Origin of the sequence: Micromonospora sp. NBC_01740, from assembly GCF_035920365.1 — a bacterium.
Classification (GTDB): domain Bacteria; phylum Actinomycetota; class Actinomycetes; order Mycobacteriales; family Micromonosporaceae; genus Micromonospora; species Micromonospora reichwaldensis.
Map to the genome: position 1 here is coordinate 5529052 of NZ_CP109150.1, position 19605 is coordinate 5548656.

Genomic DNA, 19605 nt, shown 5'->3' on the forward strand with positions numbered 1-19605 from the left:
AACGGCGGGCGGACCCCGTTCCGCTACCGCTCCACACTGCTAACGATCGTTTTCGCCCAAAGATGACGCGGTTGACCGGTATGCGAGCCCCGCTCGCCGGTCACCGGGCGCCGGGGCGCCCGGCAGCCGCCTCGTACAGCAGCCGTTCGATCCGCTCCACACCCGCCGACATCGACATCTCCCGCAGGTACGCCTCCCGCCCGCGCCGGCCCATGTCGGCCCGGGCGGGTGGCGGGATGGTGGCGGCCAGCCAGAACCGGTCGGCGAGGCTCGCCCAGTCCCCCGGCGGGCAGGAGAGCCCCGCCCGGGCCCGTTCCACCAGGTCCGCGGTGTCGCCGCCGGCGGAGGCCACCACGGGCACGGCGCAGGAGAACGCCGCCTGGAGCTTCGCCGGCAGGGTGCTGCGCAGCTCGGGCAGGTCCCGCAGCATGACGAGCTGGTAGTCGGCGGCGGCGTACAGGTCCGGCATGTCCGGCGGGGACCGCCGCTCGACGAAGCGCACGTTCTCGGCCCGCAGGTCGGCGGCGAGCCCCCGCACCCGCCGCTCGTCCGCGCCCGAGCCCACCAGGACGAGGTCCACGGTGTGGTCCAGCGCCGCCGCCGCCCGTACCGCGGTCTCCAGGCCCTGCCGGGCGCCGATGGTGCCGGCGTGCATCACCACGCACCGCTCGTCCCGCCGGACCAGCCGGTGAGCCGCGCGGCTGGGCCGGGCTGGGTGGAAGATCCGCTCGTCGGTCCAGTTGAGCACCACCCGCACCCGGGCCGGGTCCACGCCCGCCGCGACGACCCGGTCGCGCAGCGACGGCGCGGCGACCGCGATCCCGTCCGCGGCCCGGTAGACCCGCGCCATCGCGGCCGCGATCCGCCCGGCCCACCGCCCGTTCTCGGCCCCGACCGGCTCGTCCTCCGTCCAGACGTCCTGCACGTGCACGACGGTCGGCACCCGGCCCAGCAGGCGGAGCAGGCCCGCCGCCGCGAAGGCGTTCGCCGGCGGCAGGTGGACGTAGAGGGCGTCGACGTCGGCCAGGAACCACCGCCCGGTCACCGTCGCGCTGCCGGCGAACGACAGGTGGCCGGCCATCCGGCCGCGGAGCGACCCGTCCCCGGCGGAGTAGCGCGGGACCCGCCGGACCGTCAGCCGCTCGCTGTGGGTCTCGTACCGCCAGCGCTGCCGCCAGCCCGGGTAGACGTGGCCGCCGGGATAGTCGGGGAAGCCGGTCAGCACCTTCACCTCGTGCCCCCGCACGGCGAGTTCCTCGGCGAGACTGCCCGGGATGAACGCCGGCTCGGGCGGGAAGTGGTAGGACAGGATCCCGATCCTCACCGACCCGCCTCCGTCCGGCCGGGACTCCTCGGCGCGGCACCGTGCCGCGGAGTCGTCCGGCCCGCGTACGATGCCGACATCCCCTCCACGTCCGGCCGGCTCCGACGGCCGGCGGCCGACGCGGCGCCACCGTCCGCGACGGCACCGACGAGAGGGGTCCGCATGGTCGACCGGGTGTTGTTCGTCTGCCACGCCAACCTGTGCCGGTCACCGATGGCCGAGTACGTCGCCCGTCGCCTGCTGGCCGGGCGCGCGGTGACGGTCGCCAGCGCCGGCACGGACGCCGTCGACGACCTGCCGATGCACCCGCACGCGGCGGACCTGGCGGCCGAGACCGGCGGGGATCCCACCGACTTCCGCAGCCGGCGGCTGCGCCCGGAGCACCTGGCCGGGGCGACGCTGGTGCTCACGGCCACGCGCCGCCAGCGCTCGGTGTGCACCGCCCTCGCGCCGGCCGCGCTGCACCGGACGTTCACCCTCCGCCAGTTCGGCCGGCTGGCCTCGGCCGCCGACCCGACGACGGATCCGGCCGACGGTCCCCTGCGGGCGGCGGTCGAGGCGGCCGCCCGCGCCCGGGGGCGGCTGCAACCCGCCACCGGGGACGCGGACGACCTGCGGGACCCGATCGGCGGCACCTCCGCCGACTTCCGACGCTGCGCGGAGGAGATCGAACGGTCGATGCGACCCCTCGCGGCGCTCATCGCGACAGCCGGGTGAGTTCCTGCGTACGGTCGCTGACGACGCCGTCGACCCGCTCCGCGTGCCGGGCGGACGGGGTCGCGTCGGCCGGCACCTCCGGAGTCGCGGCGGCGGCGACCACCCGGTAGGCCTCGTACTGGTACTCCTCCGCCTTGGCCACCTTCGCCATGTTCAGCACGCAGCCGAGCAGCCGGACGGAGACCGAGTTCAGGGCACGGGCGGCCTGCGCCACCTGGCTGCGGGAGGTGCGGCCCTGCTGGGAGACCAGGAGCGCGCCGTCGGCCTGCACGGCCACCACCACGCCGTCCGTCACGGCCAGCAGCGGGGCCGTGTCGATGATGACGATGTCGGCGGACTCCCGCAGGGCGAGCAGCAGGTCCGCCATCGCCTTGGAGCCGAGCAACTCGCTGGGGTTGGGCGGCGCCGAGCCGCTCGGGAGCACGAGCAGGGACTTGTCGCCCCAGCGCTGCACCACGTCGCCGACCTGGACGTCGCCGACCAGCACGTCGGTCAGCCCGATGCCCGCGTCGAGCCCCAGGTAGTCGGCGACCTTCGGGCGGCGCAGGTCGGCGTCGACCAGCAGCACCCGCCAGCCGGCCTCGGCCAGGGCGATCGCCAGGTTGCAGGAGAGCGTGGTCTTGCCCTCGCCCTGCAGGGCGCTGGTGACCGCGATGACGCGGGCAGGCTCGTGCACGTCGACGAAGCGCAGGTTGGTGCGCAGCTTGCGCACCGCCTCGGCCCGGGCGGAGTTGGCCGCCGCGCCGACGATCAACGGCTCCGACTTCGCGGTGCTCTCGAAGGGGATCTCGCCGAGCAGCGGGCTGCCGGTGGTGCGCCGGAGTCCGGCGGCGTCGCGCAGGCGGACGTCGGCGACCCCGCGCAGGATCGCCAGGCCCACGCCGGCGAGCAGGCCGAGCAGCGTACCGACGGCGAAGTTGCGGACCGGCTGCGGCGAGACGGGCGTCGGGGTGACCCGGGGCCCGCTGACGATCTCGATCCTGATCGGGCCGGCCTTGCCGTCCTGGGTCGTCTCCACCTTCTGCACCAGCTGGACGAACTGGGCGGAGAGCACCTCGGTGACCTTCAGGGCCCGGCTCTGGTCCGTGTCGGTCACCGACGCGCGCAGCAGCACGGTGCCGGTCTCGGTAGAGGTGCTGACCCGGCGCTGGACCTGCTCGGCGGTGAGCCCGACCGGAGCCTCGGCGACCACGCTCTGCGCGAGGCGGTCGCTGGTCAGCAGTTCCGCGTAGGACTTGACCCGCTGCTGGAGGAAGAGGCCGCCCTGGTAGGCGTCGGTGACGCCCTGGGTGGGCGTGGTGACGAAGAAGGTCACCGAAGCGACGTAGCGGGGCTGCGCCCGGACGGTGACGAGGGCGGTGACGCCGAGCGCGACCATGACGGTGAGGAGCACGATCCACCAGTGCCGGCGCACGAGGCGGAGTTGGCGGTACAGGTCCATCAGGCGCGCCTCCGTACCAGGCCGGTAACGCCAAAGAACTTCACGAAAACCCCCAAGGTCGACTTAATCTCGTGAAACCATTAAAGCGACTCATACGCCTTATGTCCCGAGTTACGTATTTTCACCCCTTGACATCGGCGCCCGACCCACCACCGGACAAACGGGCGGACGGCGTCCCGGGTGGCGGGGGGAAGGCGACCGGACGTGACGAGGCCGGCAATCGCCCCTCCCGGCTCGCCGGTCGCGGCGCCGCTGGATAGGGTCGACAACGGTGTGCCGGGAAGCCTGGTCGGCGTCGACCCCTGCTGCCCGAGACAAGGTGAATCCCGCGCATGACCAACCGCGCCCCGCACGCCGACCGACCCCGCCCGCCCCGCCGCTTCTTCTCGCGTACGTCCTGGCCGGAGGCCCGGTTCCTGGCCGACGTGCTGCGGACCGAGACCGTCGGCGGCGGCCTCCTGCTGCTCGGCGCGGTGGTCGCGCTGGTCTGGGCCAACTCGCCCTGGGGGTCCTCCTACGCCGCCCTCGGCGCGTGGGTGCCCTGGTCGGACGGGGCGGCCCTGCACCTGGACCTGGACCTCGCCGCCTGGGCCGCCGACGGCCTCCTGGCGATCTTCTTCTTCGTCGTCGGGCTCGAACTCAAGCGCGAGTTCGTCGCGGGCGACCTGCGCGACCCTCGCCGGGCGGCGCTGCCCGTGATCGCGGCGGTCGGCGGCATGGCGGCGCCCGCCCTGATCTACCTCGGGATCAACCTCGCCGCCGGCGGGGACGGGCTGCGGGGGTGGGCCATCCCCACCGCGACGGACATCGCCTTCGCCCTCGCCGTCCTCGCGGTCATCGGCTCGCACCTGCCGCAGGGCCTGCGCGCCTTCCTGCTGACCCTGGCGGTGGTCGACGACCTGCTCGCCATCACCATCATCGCGATCTTCTACACCGCCGACTTCAGCCCGCTGCCGCTGCTCGCCGCCCTGGTCCCCATCGCCCTCTTCGGCCTGCTCGTGCAGCGGCGCAAGACGTGGTGGTGGGCGCTGATCCCGTTGGCGGCCACCGCGTGGGTCCTCATGCACGCCTCCGGGGTACACGCCACCGTGGCGGGCGTCCTGCTGGGCTTCACCGTGCCCGTCCTGCGGGGCAAGGCCGGCGACGCGCACGGGCTCGCCGAGCACCTGGAGCACCGCTGGCGCCCCATCTCGGCCGGTTTCGCCGTGCCGATCTTCGCGTTCTTCGCGGCCGGGGTGTCGCTGCGGGGCGCCGACCTGGGGGCCATCGTCACCGACCCGATCGTGATCGGCGTCGTCGCCGGTCTGGTGCTCGGCAAGGTCATCGGGATCTTCGGCTCGACGTTCCTGCTCGCCCGGTTCACCCGAGCGCAGCTCGACGAGGACATCACCTGGACGGACCTGCTCGGCGTGGCGCTGCTCGCCGGGATCGGGTTCACCGTCTCCCTGCTGATCGGCGAACTCGCGTTCGGCCCCGGCAGCGCCGCCGCCGGCAACGTCAAGGCGGCCGTGCTGACCGGCTCGGTGATCTCCGCGCTGCTCGCCACGGTCGTGTTGATGCGGCGCAACGCCGCCTACCGGCGGATCGCCGAGGCGGAGCGGGTGGACGCCGACCGCGACGGCGTGCCGGACGTCTACCAGCGCGGGCAGGGCTGAACCGGCCGCCGCGCCCCCGGACGAGGCACCGCACCGGGCACGGCTCGCTCAGCGCCGGTCGCCGCGCCGGGCCGGGCCGCCGGGCGGTCGCCGGGCCTGCCGTTACTGCTGGCGGTGCCGGCCCGGCGTCGGCCATTTGGCCGCGTCCGGCGCCGGCGGAGGTCGGAGCCGCCCCGGCGGTCCGGTCGGCCCGCTGGCGGTGAGCGCGGCCCAGAGCAGCCGGCGCAGCAGGACGATCGCCGCCGCCGCGGCCAGGGCCGTCCAGCCCTGGCCGCCGGCCAGCCGCAGCAGCCCGGCGGCGGTCAGCAGGTCCAGCAGCACCCGCATCGCGCACCGCCAGGATCCCGTGCCGAGCAGCACCGCCAGCCCGGCCAGGGTGGCGAGGGCGGTGGTGGCGGTGACCAGGACACGGATCAACGGGCGCGCTCCGACTCCCGGACCTGCTGCTGCTCCTGGCGGATCTCCCGGCCGAGGAAGTAGTTCAGCGCGGTCCGGATCGCCGCGATGGCCGCCAGCTGACCGATCTGGGTGAAGGTCGGCGAGACCGCCGTACGCAGGATGTCCGCCGCGAGCTGGAACTCCAGCCCGAGGGTGAGGAACCGCCCCAGGGAGAGCCGGATCGGGGTGAACACGGCGGCGCTGCGGTGCCGCAGTCCCTCGACCACGAACCGCAGCGCCGCCCACGCCGCCCCGACGAAGATGACCACCGCCCCGGCGACCTCCACCGCCGTGACCAGGCCCTGGTAGCCGTGGCGCAGGATCTCCTCGACGCCCATCCGCTGCCGTTACCCGGCCAGCACGGCGGTAGTCGGCGTCAGGTGAGCTGCGTGACGGCCTCCAGGATCAGCCAGAGCCCGCAGATCGCGAAGAGCACCGCGGCGCCGTACTTGATGGTCTTCTCGGGCAGCCGCTTGCCGAGCATCCGCCCGACGAGGATGGCGAGCGCGTCCGCCGCCACCATGCCGATCGTCGAGCCGAGCCAGGTGCCGAACCAGCCGTACTGGGTGGCGAGGGTGATGGTGGCGAGCATGGTCTTGTCGCCCAGCTCGGCCAGGAAGAACGCGACCGACACCGCGACGATGGCGGACTTGCTGCTCTTCTCGGCCTTGCGCTTCTCCTCCTCGGTGAGCGAGTCACCGCGCAGGGTCCACGCGCCGAAACCGAGGAACGCCAGGCCCGCGACGAGCGAGATCCACTCCGTCGGCAGCGCGGCGCCGAGCCCGTAGCCGATCGCCACCGAGGCCAGGTGCACCACGGCGGTGGCGACGGTGATCCCGATCAGGACCGGCACGGTCTTGAAGCGGGTGGCGAAGGTCAGGGCCATCAGCTGGGACTTGTCCCCCAGCTCGGCGACGAAGATGACGCCGAAGCTGACGACCAGCGCGACGAGGAAACCTTCCATGACATCCTTCCGGATCATGCCGGGAGGAGGTACGGGGGCGCCCTCGACCCGGCTGCAACAGCCTGGGTCGAAGGTCTCGCCCGCCTCGGATGACGAGGCCGCGTGGCCGGATGCGGAACGCACCAGTGTGTCGACCACGACATTGGGGGCTACTCCCCTTCGCGTCGCCCAGCCTAGCCGATCACCGGTCGGGCCGGCTCCGGCGGGTAAAGATGCTCACCCGCCGGCGACCCCGCCGGTCACCTGGCGCGGCCCACCGGTCAATCGGCGCGGGCCAGGGTGACGCCGAAGAGGCCGGCCGGATCGGTCCAGAAGTCGTGGGCGGCGAAGCCGGCCGAGCCCAGTTCGGCGGCGATCCCCTCCGGCCGGAACTTCGCCGACACCTCCGTGCGCAGCTCCTCGCCCTCGGCGAAGGTGACCGCCAGGTCCAGCACCCGTACGCGCATCGGCCGCCGCGCCCGCAGCCGCATCTCGATCCACTCCCGCTCGGCGTCCCAGAGCGCGACGTGGGCGAACCCCGCGGGATCGAAGTCGGCGCCCAACTCCCGGTTGACCACCCGCAGCACGTTGCGGTTGAACTCGGCGGTGACCCCGGCCGAGTCGTCGTACGCCGGCACGACCACCGCCGGGTCCTTGACGAGGTCGGTGCCGATCAGCAGCCAGTCCCCCGGCTCCAGCGCGGCCCGCATCGCGGCGAGGAACCGCGCCCGCTCGACCGGCAGGAGGTTGCCGATCGTGCCGCCCAGGAAGAGCACCAGCCGGCGCCCTCCGGTCGGCAGGCGGTCCAGGTGGCGGGTGAAGTCCCCCACGATGCCGCGCACCCGCAGCCCGGGGTAGTCGGCGGCGATCTCGGCGGTGGACTGCCGCAGCGCGCTGACCGACACGTCCAGCGGCACGAACGTGCCGAGCCCGCCCCGGCGGGTGAACGCGTCCAGCAGCAGCCGGGTCTTCTCCGACGAGCCCGAACCGAGCTCGATCAGCGTCTTCGCCCCGGTCAGCTCGGCGATCGTGGCCGCCCGTTCGGCCAGCACCGCCCGCTCGGCCCGGGTCGGGTAGTACTCCGGCAGGCGGGTGATCTCCTCGAACAGCTCGCTGCCGCGGGCGTCGTAGAACCACTTGGGGGGCAGCCACTTCTCGTCGGCCGTCAGGCCGGTGCGGACGTCCTCCCGCAGGCTGCGGCCCAGGTCCTGCTCCTCCAGGTGGATCTCCAGCGGCTCCGCGCTCATGTCATCCCCTTCGTCGTCGGGTGGAACGTCCCTGTCGGCCGGCGGTCAGACCTCGGCGAGGGCGCGGACGCGTAGCCCCGTCGCCGTGGCCTCCACCAGTTGCCCCTCCGGCACCGCCTGCCAGCCGGGGTCGTCGTCGTGCGGCTCGGACGCCAGCAGCACCGAGGCCGGCGTCGCGCGGATCGACAGCGCGTGCCCGGCCACGCTGGCCACCACCGTGCGCCCGTCGGTGAGCAGCAGGTTGAGCCGGGACCCGGGCGCGGCCCCGGCCACCGCCGTCACGGTCTCGGCGACCGCGCGCGCCGGCTTCACCCCGGCCCGCAGCCGGTGCCGCACCAGCGCCCACACCAGCGCCGAGTCGGTGGCCGCGTCGAGGGTGAGCAGGTCGCGTACGGGCAGGGTGGCGGCGAGCGCGACCATCGAGTCGGGCCAGCCCCGCACCACCCCGTTGTGGCTGAACAGCCAGCGCCCCTCGGCGAACGGGGCGGCGGCCCCGTCGAGGACCGCCATGCCCACCGTGGCGGAGCGGACGGCGGCCAGCACCGCGCCGGCCGAGGTGACCTGCGCGAGCTGGGCGATGGTCGGGTCGCTCCAGATGGGCTGCGACCGCCGGTAGCGCACCGGCTCACCGTCGCCCGGGTACCAGCCGACGCCGAAGCCGTCGGCGTTGATCGTCCCGCCGCCGCGCATGTCGCGGGGCGCCCAGGACTGCCGCACGAGCGAGTACGGCGGGTCGAACAGCAGCTCCCGCAGGGTGACCGGCGGCCCCAGGTAGGCCAGGTGGCGACACATCAGGCGACACCGCCCGGCCCGGCGGGGCGGCCCGGGCGCCGGCCGCCGATGTCGCCCCGCCCCGGGGGCCGGCCCCGGAACGGGGTGCCTGCTCCGGCCCAACCGTCCGGCCGCCCCGTCGTCACGGCTGCGACTCCTCCGGCCGGGCGTCCCGCGCGCAGCGGAAACCACTGAAGATCTGCCGCCGGATCGGGAAGTCCCAGTTGCGGAAGGTGCCCCGGCAGGCGGCCCGGTCGGTGCCGAACGACCCGCCGCGCAGCACCCGGTGGTCGTCGCCGAAGAAGACCTCCGAGTATTCGCGGTAGGGGAACGCGGTGAAGCCCGGGTGCCCCCGGAACGGCGTGGAGGTCCACTCCCACACGTCGCCGATGAGCTGGTGCACGCCCAGCGGCGAGGCGCCGGCCGGGTAGGCGCCCACCGGCGCGGGCCACAGGTGCCGCTGGCCCAGGTTGGCGTGCTCGGCGGTGGGGTCGTCGTCGCCCCACGGGTAGCGGCGGGAGCGGCCGGAGGCGGGGTCCCAGCGGGCCGCCTTCTCCCACTCCGCCTCGGTCGGCAGCCGCTTGCCGGCCCAGGCCGCGTACGCCCGCGCCTCGTGGTAGCAGACGTGCACCACCGGCTCGTCGTCGCGGACCGGCGCCCACCGCCCGAACCGCCGGTAGGCCCAGCCGTCGCCGTCGCGTCGCCAGTGCATCGGCGCGACCAGCTCCGCCTCCCGGCGGTGCCGCCAGCCGGCCGGGCTCCACCAGCGCGGGTCGTCGTAGCCGCCGTCGGCGATGAACTCGCGGTAGCGCCCGTTGGTCACCGGCGCGGCGTCGATGACGTACGCCGGCAGGTGGACCCGGTGGGCGGGTCGCTCGTTGTCCAGCGCCCACGGGTCGGTGTCGGTGCCCATGGTGAACTCGCCGGCCGGCACCAGCACCTCGGCGTCGACCCGGACCGTCGGTTCCGGCGGCGGCGGGGCGTGCAGCACCGCCGGGCCGGCGCGCAACTGGTGGGTGGCGAGCATCGTCTCGTCGTGCTGCTGTTCGTGCTGCACGATCATGCCGAAGGCGAAGCCGTCGGCGACCAGCGGCCGCTCGGTGAACGCGACCCGGTCCAGCAGGTCGAGCACCTTGTCCCGGACGGTGTGCAGGTAGGCGCGGGCCTCCTGCGGGGGCAGCAGCGGCAGCGCCGGGCGGTCCCGGCGGGGCTGCTTGAACGCGTCGTACAGCTCGTCGATGTCCCGCCGGACGGGTTCGCGCCCGCCCACGTCCCGGACCAGCCAGAGTTCCTCCTGGTTGCCCACGTGGGCGAGGTCCCAGACCAGCGGGGACATCAGCGGCGAGTGCTGCCGCGTCAGGTCGGCCTCGTCGACCGCCTCGGTCAGCAGGGCGGTGCGGGCGCGGGTGCGGTCGAGTTCCGCCGCGATCCGGCTGCGCAACTGCTCCGGGCCCGTTGGGCGCGTGGTCGTTCCGGTCACCGGTGACTCCTCCCCGCGGCGTCGCGTCGCCGCCGTACGCCTCGGTCGATGTCGTCGTGCAGGGCCGCCGGCAGGTCGAGCCGGGGCAGGGCCGCGAGGGCCAGGTCGAACAGGTCCGCCGCCGCGGCGGCCAGCGCCGGGTCGCGCAGGCCGTGGCGGGCGGCGGCGTGCCACCGGTGCGCCACCGGCCCGGCGACGGCGCGGGCCGCGCGGACCGTGCCCGGGTCGGCGAGCAGGACGGCCAGCACCGCGAGCGGGAGCACCCAGCCCCGGCCGGGCTGCGTGTCGAGGTAGCGCAATTCCAGGTAGCCCCGGGGCCGCACCGGCGGGAAGAGGGTGCTCACGTGGTAGTCGAGGTCGTCGGTGGTGGGCGGTCGGGGCAGCGCCCCGTCGACCCAGTCGGCGAACGTGATCCCCGGCGGCGGCGTCCAGTCCGGGCCGTCGCCGCGTACGCAGAGCAGTGGCGCGGCGAGGACGTAACTGGTCCAGGCCGTGACCGGGTCGGCGTCGGCCTCCGGCGTCCACACGGGACGGGTGCGGGCCGGGTCGATGCCGTACCAGGCGGCCATCCGGGCGGACGCCCAGCCGGTGCTGTGCCCGGCGTGCCGGTCGGCCGTGGCGAACGCGGCCAGCAGGGGCGGCCCGAGCGCGTGCACCGCCGCCCAGCGCTCCGGCAGGTGTGCCGGCTCCCCGGCGTCCAGGCAGACCTGGAGACCGGCGGTGCTGTACATCATCGTCCGGCCGGCCGGGCCGCGCCGGTCGAAGACGTGGCGCATGGCGCGGTAGCGGGGGCCCTCGACCACCGGGCGGGGCGGCCGGTGCGGGTCTATGCCGCTGCGCCCGAGGACCAGCCCGGCGGCGTCGAGCAGGCCGGTCAGCACGGCGATGTCGCCGTCGGTGGCGTGGATGAGGGTGGCGAGCGAGGTGCGTGGCGCGGTGGAGATCTCCAACTGCCCGCCGGGCTCCACGGTCACGGTGCCACCGTGCGGGAGCGGCTCGGCGGGGCTCGCGCGGTCGAGGGTGCGGGGGCTGTGTCGCCCCAGGGCCGCCCGGAGCCGCCCGCCGTCGACCGGGCGGGCGGGGTCGGCGGCGTCGTGCACGGTCCATTCGAGTTCGACGCCGGTGTGGGTCGGTGGGCCGGTCTTGAAGCAGATGCGCGCGAGGTGGCCCTCGGCGGCGGCGGACTCCCGCAGGACGGTGGTCCGGTCGAGCTCCGGCGATGTCACCACGGCATGGCCCCCTTCCCGGCCGACTTCCGTTCGGTGTCACCGTAACGCCACCCACCGTCATCGGCGCGGGCGTCGGTGGCCCCACCCACTCCTGTCTAGCAGACGAATTCCGCGCGGCCGGCCGGAACGTGCAGCGGAAACGGCGGTCCCGACCCGTCGCGACGGGCCGGGAGAATCAGCGGCCGGGACCGACCGCGAGGGGCGTCAGTCGGTCGCGGTGGGAGACGGGGTCGGGCTCGACCCCTTCTTCGGCGGCTTGTCCGGCGACTCCTTCGCCGCCACCTCGGGCAGCAGTTCCCCGCAGAAGCCTTCGACCTGCTCCCGGCCGCCCGCCGCGGCCACCAGGCGCGCGAACGAGGGGGTGTCCAGGGCCTTCTCCCGCTGCGCCGGCTTCTTGGCCAGGTACGCACGGCAGAGTCCGTGCAGTTGTCCGGTGTGCTGCTGGGGCGATCCCGGCGCGTCGCCGGCGGTGCTGCCGGGGGCGGGTGCGCCCGAGGTCGGGGTGGCGGAGGGGTGGGGCGGGGTCCCGGTGGGACGGCCACCGGTGTCTCCGGTCGATCCGTCCCGATGCGGGCCCGTGGTCGCCGGCGCCGGGGTGGTGGGGCGGGGCGGGGGGGCCGGGTCGTCGGCCCGCTCCAGCGTGACGGCGGCGAAGGCGGCGCCCGCGGTCGCGGTGACCGCGATCCCCGCGCCCCAGGCCATGGCGCCGGCGGTGAACCGGCGCCGGCGTGGCGACGGGACGGTTCCGGCGGCGGGGCCGGCCGCACGCGCCGCCCGGAAGGCCGCCAGGGCGTCCTCCTCCCCGGCCAGTTCGCCGGGGCGGGCGGGGGCGGCGGCGGCGGAGAGCAGCCGGGCGAGCGGCTCGGCGTCCGGCGTACGGGAGGCATCCGCGCGGGCGGCGTCGAGGAGCCGGTCGGACGCGCCGGGGTCGGCGGGCCGCTCGGTCCGGCGAAAGAACATCCTGGATCCCCTCACGTCAACCGTCCGCCGGTTCGGCGTGCGACGTCTGCCGCCGGCCGGTACGCGGTCGGGGCGCCGCGGCGGCCTCGGGGGCGGCCGGCGACCGGCTCGGGTCGTAGCGTTCCATCAGGACGGCGAGCCGGCGCAGCCCCCGGTGGGCGGCGGTACGCACGGCACCGGCCCGGCGACCGAGTACCCGCCCGGCGGTCTCGGCGTCCAGCCCGACGACGGCGCGCAGCAGGACGGCCTCGGCCTCGCGGGGCGGCAGGGTGGCGATCAGCGCGAGCGCCGCCTCGGTGCCGATCGTCTCGCCGGCCCGTTCGGCCGTGTCGGCGTCGCCGGCCAGTTCGGCGAGCGCCTGCACCGGCACGGGCAGCGAGGGACGACGGCGTTGCCGGCGCAGGTGGTCCATGGCCCGGTTGCGGGCGATGGTGACGGTCCAGGCCCGGAACTCGCCGCCGGTGAAGCTGGGCAGGTCGCGGGAGACCTGCAACCAGGTCTCCGAGGCGACGTCCTCGGCGTCCGCGCCGACCAGGGCGGTCAGGTATCGGAGCAGGCCGGGCTGGAGGCTGCGGTAGAGGAAGCGGAAGGCGTCCTCGTCGCCGGCCTGCGCCGCCACGACGGCCTCGTTCAGCTCACCGGCCATGTGGTCGCCGCTTCCGTGCCGTGGACACGCACAGGCGGCGCACGCCCACGTGGGCGTGCGCGAGGCAAGCACGGTCCGGCAGACGGACCTGATCCCGCACCCTCAGCCCCCCGCTGACCTGATCACGCCCGGGACCGCGTCGCCCGGACGGTACGTCTGGACTCCTGCCGTGGCGGCACGGCCGGTGGCGCAGGTGCCGCGGCGACGCCGTGGGGCGGGCCCGAGTCGGGCTAACGCTAGGAGCGCCGGGTCGATCGGGCAAGCCCGCTCCGGTGGGCAGAAGAGTGAGAATTATCTAGCCGTTCGGCCGGTCGGTCGCCGTAACGGCGCGGCGGCCCGGGACGCTGCACCCTGCCGACGGGCGCGGGCGGCGGCGCATTCGACCAGCCCACGACGGGCATGGGGGGAATGTCGTCACACACGGTCCACGGACGCTCACAGCCTATCCGAGGCGGGTACGGTCCCGCCGCCCCCACCGCGCGGTCGGCGCGGGCCGACCCGACGGCACGCGGCGCGCCGATCCCCGCCAGCCTGGGTACGGTAATGCTGTGTTGTCATCGGAGGTCGTACTCAGCGGTCGCTACCGCCTGGACGAGCGTGTCGCCACGGGCGGCATGGGCGACGTCTGGCGGGGCAAGGACCTCGTCCTCGGCCGACAGGTCGCGGTCAAGGTCCTGCTGCCGGCGCTGGTCTCCGACCCCGACTTCATCGCCCGCTTCCGTGCCGAGGCCCGGATCATGGCCGCCCTGCGCCACCCGGGCATCGTCCAGGTCTTCGACAGCGGCGAGGACGACCTGCCCGACGGCGGGCGGGCCGACTACCTGGTCATGGAGTTCGTGACCGGCCAGCCGCTGTCCAAGCGCATCGAGGCCGTCGGGCGTCTCGACGTGGCCGAGACGATGGCGATCGTCGCGCAGGTCGCGCAGGCGCTGCACGCCGCGCACCTCGGCGGGATCGTGCACCGCGACGTCAAGCCGAGCAACCTGCTGGTGCAGGAGGACGGCAGTGTCGTGCTGGTCGACTTCGGCGTCGCCCGGTCGACCAACATCACCAGCATCACCAGCACGAACGCCGTGCCGGGCACCGCGCTCTACATGGCGCCGGAGCAGGCCGCCGGCCGGCCGGTGTCCGGCGCGACCGACATCTACGCCCTCGGCGCGGTGACCTACTGCTGCCTGAGCGGCAGCCCGCCGTTCACCGGCGACAACCCGCTGCAGGTCGCCGTGCGCCACCTCGACGACGAGCCGCCGGAGTTGCCGCACGACGTTCCGGAGGCGGTCCGCGCGCTGGTCTCCCGCGCCCTGGCCAAGGATCCGGCCGACCGGTTCAGCAGCGCGGCGGCGATGGCCGAGGCCGCCCGCGCCGCCGTGTCCGACCCCTCCGCGCCGACCGCCATGGTGCCCGCCGCCGCGGCGGCGGGCGGCGTCGACCCGGGCACCCGCACCGACGTGCCGGTCGCCGCGACCGTGGCCCGCCGGAGGCGACGCGGCACCCTGGTCGGCGCGGCCACGGCGGTGCTGGTGGCGCTGGCCGGCCTCGGCGCGGCGCTCGGCGCGTCGCGCGAGGCCGACGCGCCGGCGGTCAAGGTCCCGCAGGCGACCACTCCGGCCGCGGAGCCGAGCGGCGGCGCCGAGGCGCCGGTGAAGCAGGAGGACGCCCCCGTCGACCCCGGGCGGCCGTTCCGGCCCACCGGCTCCACCGCCAGCCCCTCGCCGTCGGCCACCGCGCCGCCGGTCTCGCCCCAGCCGAGCGGGTCGGCGGCTCCGGAGTCGCCGGATCCCACCAAGACCGACGATCCGCCGGTGGCCACGCCCAGCACCAGCACCGCCCCGACGCAGACCACGCCGCCGACGGAGCCGACCCCGACCCAGACCACCCCGGTCGAGCCGGCCAATCCGCCTGCGGTCTGAGCGCCGGCGCCCGGCCGCGTGATCCCGTGGTGACGCCACGCCGGTCCCACTGGCACCGATAACCCCAAACCGGACGTACGGGCACAGAAATCACTCTAGGCTCCCCAGCAGGCACTTTCCGCCCTCTGCCTCAGGAGCCCGGGTGAGCGTTGAGAAGTTGGTCGTCATCGGCCAGGGATACGTCGGCCTGCCGCTGGCCATGCGAGCCGTCGAGGCCGGCCTGGACGTGGTCGGCCTCGACGTCGACTCCGACCGGGTCAAGCGGCTCGCGTCGGGCGAGTCGTTCGTCGAGGACATCCCCGCCGACCGGCTGGGCAGCGCGCTGGGCAGCGGCCGGTACCGGCCGAGCACGGCGTACACCGACGCGGAGGGCTTCGACATCTGCGTGATCACGGTGCCCACGCCGCTGCGCGACGGCACGCCCGACCTCAGCTTCGTGGAGCAGGCCGGCGTCGGCATCGGCCCGTACGTGCGGCCGGGCTGCACGGTGATCCTGGAGTCCACCACCTATCCCGGCACCACGGAGGAGCTGCTGCGCCCGCTGCTGGAGTCGGCCAGCGGGCTGCTCAGCCCGGGCGACTTCCACCTGGGCTACAGCCCCGAGCGGATCGACCCGGGCAACCCGACCTGGCGCCTGGAGAACACCCCGAAGGTGGTCTCCGGGATGGACGCGGTCGCGCTCGCCCGGGTGGACGGGTTCTACCGCCGGCTCGTGGAACGGACCGTGCCGGTGGACTCCACCCGGGTGGCGGAGCTGACCAAGCTGATCGAGAACACGTTCCGCCAGGTGAACATCGCCCTGATCAACGAGCTGACGATGCTCTCCCACCACCTCGACATCGACGTCTGGCAGGCGATCGAGGCGGCGGAGAGCAAGCCGTTCGGCTTCATGCCGTTCCGGCCCGGCCCGGGGGTCGGCGGGCACTGCCTGCCGATCGACCCGTGCTACCTGTCCTGGCAGGTCAAGCGGCGCCTCGGGCGGCAGTTCCGGTTCATCGAGCTGGCCAACGACGTCAACCACGAGATGCCCGAGCACGTGGCCCGACGGGTCATGAACGGGCTGAACCGGGCCGGTCGTGCCGTCAGCGGGGCCCGGCTGCTGCTGCTCGGGCTGGCGTACAAGAAGAACACCGGTGACATGCGGGACTCCCCCGCCGTCGACGTGGCCCAGCGCCTGCAGGCCCTCGGCGCGGACGTCCGGGCGGTGGAGCCGTACGCGGAGCCGCACCAGATCCCGGGCGGTGTGCTCGTGGTGGAGCTGACCGAGCGGGAGGTCCGGGCGGCGGACGCGGTGGTGGTGGTCACCGACCACGACGACTTCGACTACGACCTGGTGACCCGGCACGCCCGGTACGTCTTCGACACCCGCAACCGGTGTGCCGGCCCGGTGGTGGAACGCCTGTAGACCCGGCACCGCTGGCCGGTCCCGTCACCCGGACGGGCGACGGGACCGGCCGGCGGCTGTCACTGGTCGCCGAGCGCCTCGACCACCGGCCGGGACAGCGCCCGGCGCGCCGGCAGCACCGAGGCGACCAGGGCGGCCACCACCGCGACCCCGAGGATCAGACCCAGCTGCCCCACCGGCAGCACCACGGCGAAGTCGCCGCTGATCCGGGCCAGCAGGGCCATCGCGGCGGCGCTGACGCCGGTGCCCAGGCCGACCCCGAGCAGCGCGCCGACCAGCGCCATCAGCACCGCCTCGACGGCCAGCATGGCGCGCATCCGCCCGCGGGTCAGGCCGACCGCCCGCAGCACGGCGTTCTCCCGGGTCCGTTCCACCACCGACAGGCTCAGCGTGTTGGCGACCCCGACCAGCGCGATCACCACGGCCAGGCCCAGCAGCGCGGTGACGAGGGCGAGCAGCATGTCGACCGTGGCGGTGAGCATCTTCTTGTACGCGCCCTGGTCCATCAGGTTGGCCGTCGGATAGCGGGCGACCACCGCCTCGACGGCGGCCCGGGCCCGGTCGGCGGAGACCCCGTCGGCGGGGTCGATCTCGGCCAGGAAGCCCCGCTCGTCGGGGAAGATGGCGGCGAAGTCGGCGTCCACCACGTCGATCACGTGGCCGTCGGGGACGGGGCTGCCGGCGAGTGCCGGTCCGTCGGCGGTGACGACCGCGGCCACCCGTAACGACCGGCCGCGCACGGTGACGGTGGAGCCGGTCGTCCAGCCCCGGGCCTCGGCCAGCTCCCGGTGCACCAGCACCCATCCGGGGCCCAGCCGGTCGACGTCCCCCGCCACGACGCCCGTCAGCGTCCGGGCCACCAGGGCGGGGTGCGCGGCCTGGATCTGCACGCCGGCAGCGACGGCGCCGCGCTGCTCGTGCACCACCGCCAGCTCGGGCCGGGCGCGCAGCTCGGCCACCAGCGGCGCCGGCAAACTCCCGCCGATCCCGGTGACCAGCCAGTCGACCCCGATCTCGGCGTCCACGCTGCGCTCGATGCCGTCCTTGGTGCTGCGGGCGCCGACCACGAAGGCCGACACCAGACCGATCCCGATCACCAGGGCCGTGGCGGTCGCGGCGATCCGGCGTGGATTGCGTACGGCGTTCGCCACGGCCAGGCCGGCGGTGGCGCCGAACAGCCGGCGGGCCGGCCACCCCAGCACCCGGACCAGCGCCGGCACGAGCACCGGGCCGAAGAGCACGATGCCGAAGAAGGTGAGCACGCCACCGGCGGCCACGAGCACCACCTGGACGGCGTACGCGGCGCCGACCAGCGCGGCGATCCCGGCGGCGAAGACCAGCGCCCCGACGGTCAGCCGGAGCCGGCCGGCGCCCCGGGCGGGTTGGACCGCCGCGTCGGTGAGCGCGGCGACCGGGGCGATCCGGGTGCCCCGCCACGCGGGCAGCAGGGCGGCGCCCATCGTGATCGCCGTGCCGAGGAGCAGGCTGACCAGCACGGTCGATCCGGTGACGGTGAGCCCGCCGGGGGCCGGCGCGTCGAGGCGCGCCATCACCTGGTTCATGCCGCCGGCCAGGGCCACGCCGATCAGCACGCCGACCGCGGAGGCGACCAGCCCGAGCAGCGCGGCCTCCAGCAGCGCGGCGCGGAACAGCTGGCCCCGGGTCGCGCCGACCAGCCGCAGCAGCGCGGTCCGCCGGATCCGCTGCGCCAGCACGATCGCGAAGGTGTTGGCGATGACGAAGCCGGCGACCACGACGGCGACCCCGGCGAAGGTCAGCAGCGCCATGTTGAACTGCTGGAGGTCGCGGACCGCGTCGGTCACGGCGTCGTCGAGGATCCGCTGCCGGGTCTTGACGGTCGCGCCGGCGCCGACGGCCTCGGCGGTCCGCTCGACGAGCGCCTCGTCGGCCGGGCCCGGCCGGGCGGCCACCATGATCCGGTCGTAGCCGCGTTGGCCGGTCACCGCGAGGGCGTCCGCGCCGACCAGGCCGATGAACGGACCGCCGACGTCGCGGGCGGTGCCGGCCACGTCGACCGTGCCGACCAGCGTGTACGGGCGGGCCGCTCCCCCGCTGCCGCCGACGCGTACGGGCGCGCCGAGGGCGAAGCCCTCCTCCGCCGCGGTGGGCGCGTCCAGCACCACCTCGCCGGGGCGGTCGGGCAGCCGGCCGGCCACCACGTCGTACGAGCGCAGCGCCTCGTCGACGGGGATGGCGGCGAGGACGGCGTAGCCGAGCACGGGGCGGCCGTCGGCGCCGACGATGCCGCCGGAGCCGAGCAGCTCCCCCTCGGCGGCGGCGACCCCGTCGAGGGAACGCACCTTCTCGACCAGCGTGGCCGGCAACGGGTCGTCGGTGGTGGAGTGGACGGCGAGGTCGGTGTGCCGGTCGAACGCGCCGGCCCGCTCGTACGCGCCGGTGCGCATCCCGTCGACGAAGATCAGCGTGCCGGCGATGAACGCGACGCCGAGCACGATGGCCAGCGAGGAGAGCATCAGGCGCAGTGCCTCGGCGCGGAGCTGGCGCAGGGTCGTCCTGATCACCGGGTCACCGCCTCGCGGCCGGCGGCCGGTACGCGTGCCGCGTCGAGGCCGGCGAGCGCGTCGAGCACGCGCTCGGCGGTCGGCGCGGTGAGGTCGCGTACCGGCCGGCCGTCGGCGAGGAAGACCACCCGGTCGGCGTGCCCGGCGGCCGACGGGTCGTGGGTCACCATGATCACCGTCTGGCCGAGAGTGTCGACGGCCTCGCGGAGCAGGCGCAGCACCTCGGCGCCGGAGCGGGAGTCCAGGTTGCCGGTCGGCTCGTCGGCGAAGATCACCCACGGCTTGGTGATCAGGGCGCGGGCGACCGCCACCCGCTGCTGCTGGCCGCCGGAGAGCTCGGCGGGACGGTGGCGCAGCCGGTCGGCGAGACCCACCGCCACGACGACCTGGCGCAGCCAGGCCCGCTCCGGCCGCCGGCCGGCGATCGCCAGGGGCAGCACGATGTTCTCCTCGGCGGTCAGCGCCGGCAGCAGGTTGAACTTCTGGAACACGAAGCCGACCCGGTCGCGGCGCAGCAGGGTGAGCCGCTTGTCGTCGAGGCCGGCGAGGTCGGCGTCGCCGATGCGCACGCTGCCGGAGGTGGGCCGGTCCAGGCCGGCGAGGCAGTGCATGAGGGTGGACTTGCCGGAGCCGGAGGGGCCCATGATGGCGGTGAACCGGCCGGCGGCGAAGTCGACGTCGACCCCGTCGAGGGCGACGACGGCGGCCTGGCCGGCGCCGTACCGCTTGGACAGGCCGCGGGCGGTGACCGCCACGCCGGCGGTGGCGTGCGCGGGAGGTGCGACGGACACGTGGAGCTCCCCGTGGAGATCGTGGCTGGGACGTCTCCGACGCTATGGGCGCCGCCGGTCCGGCCGCGTCCACCCGCGCGTGGTGATCCCGCTGCGACCTCGGGA

17 protein-coding genes are annotated in these 19605 nt (G+C 75.1%); 4 read left to right on the top strand and 13 right to left on the bottom strand.

Annotated features, from left to right (window positions below):
- Positions 1 to 100: 100 nt before the first annotated feature.
- Positions 101 to 1324 carry a glycosyltransferase family 4 protein gene (locus OG989_RS24460; protein ID WP_327028587.1) on the bottom strand — a complete coding sequence of 408 codons (1224 nt, stop codon included), beginning with the start codon at positions 1322 to 1324 and terminating at the stop codon, positions 101 to 103.
- Between the two features lie 162 nt (positions 1325 to 1486).
- On the opposite strand from OG989_RS24460, the gene OG989_RS24465 reads away from it, so the two are divergent.
- The gene (locus OG989_RS24465) at positions 1487 to 2041 is read left to right on the top strand and encodes an arsenate reductase/protein-tyrosine-phosphatase family protein (protein ID WP_327028588.1); all 555 of its coding nucleotides are present in this window, start codon (positions 1487 to 1489) and stop codon (positions 2039 to 2041) included.
- On the opposite strand, the gene OG989_RS24470 is transcribed toward OG989_RS24465, so the two are convergent.
- Positions 2022 to 3482: a polysaccharide biosynthesis tyrosine autokinase gene (locus OG989_RS24470; protein ID WP_327028589.1), complete on the bottom strand. Its 1461-nt coding sequence runs from the start codon at positions 3480 to 3482 to the stop codon at positions 2022 to 2024. The two genes, OG989_RS24465 and OG989_RS24470, sit on opposite strands and share 20 nt — an antisense overlap.
- A gap of 332 nt (positions 3483 to 3814) precedes the next feature.
- Between OG989_RS24470 and nhaA the strand changes: the two genes are divergently transcribed.
- Positions 3815 to 5137, top strand: coding sequence for a Na+/H+ antiporter NhaA (nhaA, locus tag OG989_RS24475; protein ID WP_151455144.1), 1323 nt, complete (start codon positions 3815 to 3817; stop codon positions 5135 to 5137).
- A gap of 102 nt (positions 5138 to 5239) precedes the next feature.
- Here nhaA and OG989_RS24480 read toward each other — a convergent pair whose 3' ends face one another.
- From OG989_RS24480 to OG989_RS24520, 9 genes are all read right to left on the bottom strand, one after another.
- Complete coding sequence (locus OG989_RS24480) at positions 5240 to 5554, bottom strand: hypothetical protein (RefSeq protein WP_192581429.1); 315 nt, start codon at positions 5552 to 5554, stop codon at positions 5240 to 5242.
- The gene (locus tag OG989_RS24485; RefSeq protein WP_151455143.1) at positions 5551 to 5913 is read right to left on the bottom strand and encodes a DUF1622 domain-containing protein; all 363 of its coding nucleotides are present in this window, start codon (positions 5911 to 5913) and stop codon (positions 5551 to 5553) included. Before OG989_RS24485 ends, OG989_RS24480 begins: the two co-directional genes overlap by 4 nt.
- Before the next feature lie 38 nt (positions 5914 to 5951).
- Positions 5952 to 6539, bottom strand: a complete 588-nt coding sequence (locus tag OG989_RS24490; protein WP_132235035.1) for a TMEM165/GDT1 family protein — start codon at positions 6537 to 6539, stop codon at positions 5952 to 5954.
- Between the two features lie 260 nt (positions 6540 to 6799).
- Complete coding sequence (gene egtD / locus OG989_RS24495) at positions 6800 to 7765, bottom strand: L-histidine N(alpha)-methyltransferase (protein WP_327028590.1); 966 nt, start codon at positions 7763 to 7765, stop codon at positions 6800 to 6802.
- A 45-nt stretch (positions 7766 to 7810) separates the two neighbouring features.
- Positions 7811 to 8557, bottom strand: coding sequence for an ergothioneine biosynthesis protein EgtC (gene egtC / locus OG989_RS24500; RefSeq protein ID WP_327028591.1), 747 nt, complete (start codon positions 8555 to 8557; stop codon positions 7811 to 7813).
- A gap of 121 nt (positions 8558 to 8678) precedes the next feature.
- Entirely contained in the window at positions 8679 to 10016 is a 1338-nt protein-coding gene (egtB, locus tag OG989_RS24505) for an ergothioneine biosynthesis protein EgtB (protein ID WP_327028592.1), read from the bottom strand.
- Positions 10013 to 11245: an ergothioneine biosynthesis glutamate--cysteine ligase EgtA gene (gene egtA / locus OG989_RS24510; RefSeq protein WP_327028593.1), complete on the bottom strand. Its 1233-nt coding sequence runs from the start codon at positions 11243 to 11245 to the stop codon at positions 10013 to 10015. The genes egtB and egtA overlap by 4 nt, the downstream gene beginning before the upstream one ends.
- Positions 11246 to 11449: 204 nt before the next feature.
- A complete protein-coding gene (locus tag OG989_RS24515; protein WP_327028594.1) occupies positions 11450 to 12205 on the bottom strand; it encodes a hypothetical protein in 756 nt (251 codons plus the stop codon).
- A gap of 16 nt (positions 12206 to 12221) precedes the next feature.
- Positions 12222 to 12851 (bottom strand): RNA polymerase sigma factor, encoded by a 630-nt coding sequence (locus tag OG989_RS24520; RefSeq protein ID WP_151455280.1) that lies wholly within the window; start codon positions 12849 to 12851, stop codon positions 12222 to 12224.
- A gap of 548 nt (positions 12852 to 13399) precedes the next feature.
- Between OG989_RS24520 and OG989_RS24525 the strand changes: the two genes are divergently transcribed.
- Both OG989_RS24525 and OG989_RS24530 read left to right on the top strand, forming a co-directional pair.
- Positions 13400 to 14761: a serine/threonine-protein kinase gene (locus tag OG989_RS24525; protein ID WP_151455279.1), complete on the top strand. Its 1362-nt coding sequence runs from the start codon at positions 13400 to 13402 to the stop codon at positions 14759 to 14761.
- Positions 14762 to 14903: 142 nt separating this feature from the next.
- The gene (locus OG989_RS24530) at positions 14904 to 16166 is read left to right on the top strand and encodes a nucleotide sugar dehydrogenase (protein ID WP_327028595.1); all 1263 of its coding nucleotides are present in this window, start codon (positions 14904 to 14906) and stop codon (positions 16164 to 16166) included.
- Positions 16167 to 16225: 59 nt separating this feature from the next.
- Here the strand turns inward: OG989_RS24530 and OG989_RS24535 are convergent, their stop codons facing one another.
- Together OG989_RS24535 and OG989_RS24540 are read right to left on the bottom strand one after the other, a co-directional pair.
- The gene (locus tag OG989_RS24535; RefSeq protein ID WP_327028596.1) at positions 16226 to 18709 is read right to left on the bottom strand and encodes an ABC transporter permease; all 2484 of its coding nucleotides are present in this window, start codon (positions 18707 to 18709) and stop codon (positions 16226 to 16228) included.
- On the bottom strand, positions 18706 to 19500 hold the full coding sequence (locus OG989_RS24540) for an ABC transporter ATP-binding protein (RefSeq protein ID WP_327028597.1): 795 nt from the start codon (positions 19498 to 19500) through the stop codon (positions 18706 to 18708). Before OG989_RS24540 ends, OG989_RS24535 begins: the two co-directional genes overlap by 4 nt.
- Between the last annotated feature and the right edge of the window lie 105 nt (positions 19501 to 19605).

Coding starts and splice junctions, on each gene's coding strand:
- OG989_RS24520 (WP_151455280.1), bottom strand. CDS start 12,851: ATGGCCGGTGAGCTGAACGAGGCCGTCGTGGCGGCGCAGGCCGGCGAC.
- egtD (WP_327028590.1), bottom strand. CDS start 7,765: ATGAGCGCGGAGCCGCTGGAGATCCACCTGGAGGAGCAGGACCTGGGC.
- egtC (WP_327028591.1), bottom strand. CDS start 8,557: ATGTGTCGCCACCTGGCCTACCTGGGGCCGCCGGTCACCCTGCGGGAG.
- OG989_RS24465 (WP_327028588.1), top strand. CDS start 1,487: ATGGTCGACCGGGTGTTGTTCGTCTGCCACGCCAACCTGTGCCGGTCA.
- OG989_RS24485 (WP_151455143.1), bottom strand. CDS start 5,913: ATGGGCGTCGAGGAGATCCTGCGCCACGGCTACCAGGGCCTGGTCACG.
- OG989_RS24515 (WP_327028594.1), bottom strand. CDS start 12,205: ATGTTCTTTCGCCGGACCGAGCGGCCCGCCGACCCCGGCGCGTCCGAC.
- nhaA (WP_151455144.1), top strand. CDS start 3,815: ATGACCAACCGCGCCCCGCACGCCGACCGACCCCGCCCGCCCCGCCGC.
- OG989_RS24470 (WP_327028589.1), bottom strand. CDS start 3,482: ATGGACCTGTACCGCCAACTCCGCCTCGTGCGCCGGCACTGGTGGATC.
- OG989_RS24490 (WP_132235035.1), bottom strand. CDS start 6,539: ATGGAAGGTTTCCTCGTCGCGCTGGTCGTCAGCTTCGGCGTCATCTTC.